Source organism: Plectonema cf. radiosum LEGE 06105 (genome assembly GCF_015207665.1).
Classification (GTDB): Bacteria; Cyanobacteriota; Cyanobacteriia; order Cyanobacteriales; family Nostocaceae; genus Rivularia; species Rivularia radiosa_A.
In genome coordinates this window covers 1-1227 of the sequence record NZ_JADEWL010000314.1, presented here as the reverse complement: position 1 = coordinate 1227, position 1227 = coordinate 1, and the positions used below count along the sequence as shown (strand labels likewise).

1 protein-coding gene is annotated in these 1227 nt (G+C 39.0%); it reads right to left on the bottom strand.

Going from position 1 to position 1227, the window contains the following annotated elements:
- Window positions 1-1183 (bottom strand): hypothetical protein (locus IQ247_RS32180; RefSeq protein ID WP_228060244.1); only part of this gene is annotated, 1183 nt, incomplete at its 3' end.
- Between the last annotated feature and the right edge of the window lie 44 nt (window positions 1184-1227).

Below are 1227 nucleotides of genomic sequence, written 5' to 3'. Positions count from 1 at the left end.
AAGAGACAGATGAAGCCCCAACAATCAGTGGGATACAAGCCCTGCCCAATCTGGGCAATTGTGTTGGGAGGGGGTCTTGCCCCTTTACAACACAATATTCCCTATCACCTACCACCCATCCCCCAACCCCTTCTTCTTGACATAGCTGGGCTAATTCAACTATTTGCGTTCGTATATTTTCTGGATATTGAATTGGTTGAGTGTGATGATTTTCTGCTTTGAGCATTTTTACAGCAGCGCATGAAATATCTTGAATAAATTTCTGGGCTTCCTTCGGTGGAATTGAGATACACTCATTTTCAAGAGCAATTCCTTTCATGCATAAATTGGCAACTATACCGATTTTATTTTCCATCGCATCTAAGGCAATTTGCTCAAAAGAACCTGTATATGATTTCTTTTTTGGTTTTATAATCTCTTCATAACGGTTTTCTTTGAGTTGCTTTTGTTTAATCTCCACTGCTGTATGAGGGAAGTCCCATGAAAGTGCGATCGCCATTCTATCTCCGTCACAATCGGATAGCGAATGCTTCAATCCTTGAGGTGACATTTTAATTGTGCCAATGTCGTGGGGTTCGTTGGGTAAATGACGATTGATATAAACATCTACCGTATTAGAATTAGCTGTAGGACCGCGATAAATAATTAATTCTGCACCGTCTGGAAATTTTGGATAACAAACTTCGTTGTCAGCTAAATTATGACAAGTTTGCGCCATTGCTGAGTCAAATTTGATAAATCTTCCCGTAGCGCAATCCATATACTGTTGGCGCAGATGTTCTTGAAGTTTATCTATGATTTTGGGATGTTCTAATATTTGACAGTGTTCTTTCAAATCCGCTTTGAGAATGCGATATATTAAGTTTTGTTCGCGATCGCTTGACAAAAACATATCATCAATTAGATTTTCAATATCTCCCAAATCTAAGCTTTCAAAATCAATCAAATCTTCCCATTCGGTTTGGGCTTGTATTTGTGCTAAACATTTAGCATCGATTGAATTAATGTAATCTTGAGCTATTTTTCTGGGATCATCAGCTATATCTTTGAATTCTTCCAAACGTCTTTCTAGTCTTGGAAGTACATCACCTTCAACTCCTCTAGGAAAAGAATTCCAGAATTGAGCGCCTGTGGAAGTGATACCGTAATAAGCATTGGTTTTATTTCCAATTCCCATTTTCATCAGGTATTCCCCAGGTTTTAGAGGAGCGGGGGAGGGGGTGATGG